The sequence below is a fragment of the Mesorhizobium sp. M1365 genome, assembly GCF_040317865.1.
In the GTDB taxonomy this organism is placed as follows: Bacteria; Pseudomonadota; Alphaproteobacteria; order Rhizobiales; family Rhizobiaceae; genus Mesorhizobium.
In genome coordinates, this window is sequence record NZ_JAMYLG010000096.1 from 1 (window position 1) to 3,181 (window position 3,181).

Below are 3,181 nucleotides of genomic sequence, written 5' to 3' on the forward strand. Positions count from 1 at the left end.
TCGAACCTTATGATTGCCTCAATCCAGGACTGATGGACTATATCGCCACCTGGACGGCCAAGCGGTCCGGCGCGTTGCCGGCCTAGTAGCCGCTCGACTATCATCGATCGAGCCGGGCGACGCCGCCCGGCTCTTTCACATTTGGAACAACGATGCCCGCACCTGCTATTCTCGTCGATGCCGACGCTTGCCCAGTGAAGGCCGAGGTCGAAAAAGTCGCCGAGCGGCACGGCATCGTCGTCACCTTCGTCTCCAATGGCGGCTTGCGTCCGTCGCGCGATCCGATGATCCGCAATGTCGTCGTCTCCAAGAGCGCCGATGCCGCCGACGACTGGATAGTCGAAAATGCCCGGTCCAACGATATCGTGGTGACCGCCGATATCCCGCTTGCCACGCGCGCGGTGGCGCTTGGCGCCCACGTACTTGGTCCGACCGGACGCCCGTTTACGCCCGAAACGATCGGCATGGCGGTGGCAATGCGCGATCTCAAGCAGCATCTGCGCGAGACCGGCGAAAGCAAGGGCTACAATTCGAGCTTCGCGCCGCAGGACCGCTCGCGGTTCCTCGGCGAGCTTGACCGCATCCTACGGCGGGCGCTGAAATCCGCGTCTGCGGACTGAAGGCCATGGCGACTGGTACCCCGACCAAGATGCCCATGCGACGCCACACGCCGTTCGCGGTGTCGGCCTGCATCGGCGTGGCAGCCTTTGGCGCCGCGCTGGTCTGGCGTGCGCCGCTTGCCTATTCGATCGGCGCCAATGTGTTCTTTGCCGCCTATCTCGTCCTTGTCATCGCCCATATGCCGCGGCTTACCGGCAGCTATCTGCGCAAGAATGCAGGCGACACGGACCTGCCGGTACTGGCCATCTTCGCGGTCACGCTGATTGTCGTCGCTATTGCCATCATGTCGTTGTTTCAATTGATCAACAGGGAGAAGAGCGCGGACACCGTCGAGCTTATGGTGGCGCTGCTGTCTATCCCGCTTGGCTGGTTGACCATCCATGCGATGGCCGCACTTCACTACGCGCATATCTACTGGTTGGATGGCGATGCGATGGATGGCGACACAAAAAAGAAAATTCCGGTCGGCGGCCTCGACTTCCCGGGCGGCAAGCGGCCGGAAGGCTCGGATTTCCTCTATTTCGCCACGGTGATCGGCATGACGGCGCAAACCGCCGACACCAACATCACGACCTCGCAAATGCGCCGTGTCGTGCTTGTGCATTCGATCCTGTCGTTCTTCTTCAACACGGTCATCGTGGCAGCCGCGGTCAACCTCGCCGTCAGCCTCGGCAGTCCGTAATAAATCCGTGATCGGGTGAAACATCGCTTAGGCTGGCGACGTATTGGGAGGAGAAGAGATCTGACGAGGCCGCGGAACCGCTTGGCAGGGAGGCACGGAAAATATGGAATCAGTTGCCAGAGACGAAGCCAGCACCGGGGCAGATAGCGCTGCTTCGACGGATGCGACGCTGATCTATCGGCAGTCGCGCTGGACGCGGCTGACGCATTGGCTGTGGGCGATCGCGCTGTTCTTCATGCTGCTTTCCGGCCTGCAGATCTTCAACGCCCGCCCGCAGCTCTATATCGGCAAGGAGTCGGGTTTTGGCTACAACAACACCGTCTTCGCCATTGGCGCCGAGAATACGGCGACTGGCCCGCGCGGCTATGCCGAAATCTTCGGCAAGCGCTTCGATACCACTGGCGTGCTCGGCTGGTCGGGTCCGGCCGGCCAGGAGACCTCCCGTGCCTTCCCGTCCTGGGCGACGATCCCTTCCTATTACGATCTCGGCACCGCGCGCGTTGTTCATTTCTTCTTCGCCTGGGTGCTGACCACCACGCTGCTGGTCTGGCTGGTCGCCAGCCTGATCAACGGCCATTTGCGCCGCGATCTTGCCCCGCGCCTCGATGATTTCAGGCGCCTGCCGCGAGACATTGTCGAGCACGCCAAGCTCAGGTTCCATCACACGCGCGACTACAACACGCTGCAGAAGCTGGCCTATGGCGGCGTGCTGTTCGTGCTGCTGCCGCTGATGATCATCACCGGCCTTGCCATGTCGCCGAGCATGGATTCGGTGCTGCCGTTCCTGAATGATCTGCTCGGCGGCCGGCAGACGGCGCGCACCATTCATTTCACGGTGATGCTGCTGCTCGTCGCCTTCTTCATCATCCACATCCTGATGATCCTCGCCGCCGGCCCGATCAACGAGCTGCGCTCCATCATCACCGGCTGGTACCGAACCGACACGCCGGCGCATGGCGACAAAGCGCCAGAGAGGAGTGCCTGACATGGCGAAATTCGAGATCAGCCCCAAGCTACAGATAAGCCGAAGAAAGTTCCTGACCTCGGCCAGCCTCGGCCTTTCCGGCATCATGCTGTCGGGCTGCGACGCCTTCGACAGCCAGCTTGGCGTCGGCAACGGCCTGCGCAGCTTCCTCGAAAGCGCCAATGGCCTGACCTGGCGGGCGCAGCGACTGCTTGCCGGCCGTGACACGCTGGCGCCGGAGTTCACCGAGGCCGACATTCGCCAGCCACAGCGGCCGAACGGTGTCACCGCACCGGACGACGATTTCTACAAGGGCCTGCTCGCCAGCGATTTCGCCGACTGGCGGCTGGAGGTTTCAGGCCTGGTCGAAAAACCGCTGTCGCTGAGCCGCGAGCAGCTGATGAACATGCCGAGCCGCACCCAGATCACCCGTCACGACTGCGTCGAAGGCTGGAGCTGCATTGCCAAATGGACCGGCACGCCGCTGTCGCTGGTGCTCGACCAGGCAGTGGTCAAGCCGCAGGCGCGCTACGTCATGTTCCACTGCCTCGATACGATCGACCGCAGCCTGGCCGGCGATATCAAATATTACGGCTCGATCGACCTGATCGATGCCCGTCATCCGCAGACGATCCTTGCCTATGGCCTCAACGGCAAGCCATTGCCGGTCGAGAACGGCGCGCCGCTGCGCGTCCGCGTCGAGCGCCAGCTCGGCTACAAGATGCCGAAATACCTCTACAAGATCGAGCTGGTCGACGGCTTCGCCAATCTCGGCGGCGGCAGAGGCGGCTATTGGGAGGACAATGGCTACGACTGGTACGGCGGCATCTGACCGATAGTGTTGAAGAAGTCGGCGATGAAGCCGTGGATCCACTCGCACCGAAGCGTCTTGATTAAGGTCGACGCGACCTCCT

General features: G+C 62.2%; 4 protein-coding genes and 1 pseudogene. All 5 read left to right on the forward strand.

Translation table 11 applies throughout. The features are described 5' to 3' along the window. Positions 1 to 86: pseudogene (locus NKH04_RS32960) on the forward strand (S-(hydroxymethyl)glutathione synthase); the annotation flags it as partial. 66 nt (positions 87 to 152) lie between these two features. Then, a complete protein-coding gene (locus NKH04_RS32965; protein ID WP_352970792.1) occupies positions 153 to 620 on the forward strand; it encodes a YaiI/YqxD family protein in 468 nt (155 codons plus the stop codon). A 5-nt stretch (positions 621 to 625) separates the two neighbouring features. Next, entirely contained in the window at positions 626 to 1,303 is a 678-nt protein-coding gene (locus tag NKH04_RS32970) for a DUF1345 domain-containing protein (protein ID WP_352473888.1), read from the forward strand. 103 nt (positions 1,304 to 1,406) lie between these two features. Next, positions 1,407 to 2,288 carry a cytochrome b/b6 domain-containing protein gene (locus tag NKH04_RS32975; protein WP_353045597.1) on the forward strand — a complete coding sequence of 294 codons (882 nt, stop codon included), beginning with the start codon at positions 1,407 to 1,409 and terminating at the stop codon, positions 2,286 to 2,288. Position 2,289: 1 nt separating this feature from the next. Further along, positions 2,290 to 3,099 carry a molybdopterin-binding protein gene (locus tag NKH04_RS32980; RefSeq protein WP_352473890.1) on the forward strand — a complete coding sequence of 270 codons (810 nt, stop codon included), beginning with the start codon at positions 2,290 to 2,292 and terminating at the stop codon, positions 3,097 to 3,099. The last annotated feature ends 82 nt before the right edge of the window (positions 3,100 to 3,181 follow it).

Coding starts and splice junctions, on each gene's coding strand:
- NKH04_RS32965 (WP_352970792.1), top strand. CDS start 153: ATGCCCGCACCTGCTATTCTCGTCGATGCCGACGCTTGCCCAGTGAAG.
- NKH04_RS32970 (WP_352473888.1), top strand. CDS start 626: ATGGCGACTGGTACCCCGACCAAGATGCCCATGCGACGCCACACGCCG.
- NKH04_RS32975 (WP_353045597.1), top strand. CDS start 1,407: ATGGAATCAGTTGCCAGAGACGAAGCCAGCACCGGGGCAGATAGCGCT.
- NKH04_RS32980 (WP_352473890.1), top strand. CDS start 2,290: ATGGCGAAATTCGAGATCAGCCCCAAGCTACAGATAAGCCGAAGAAAG.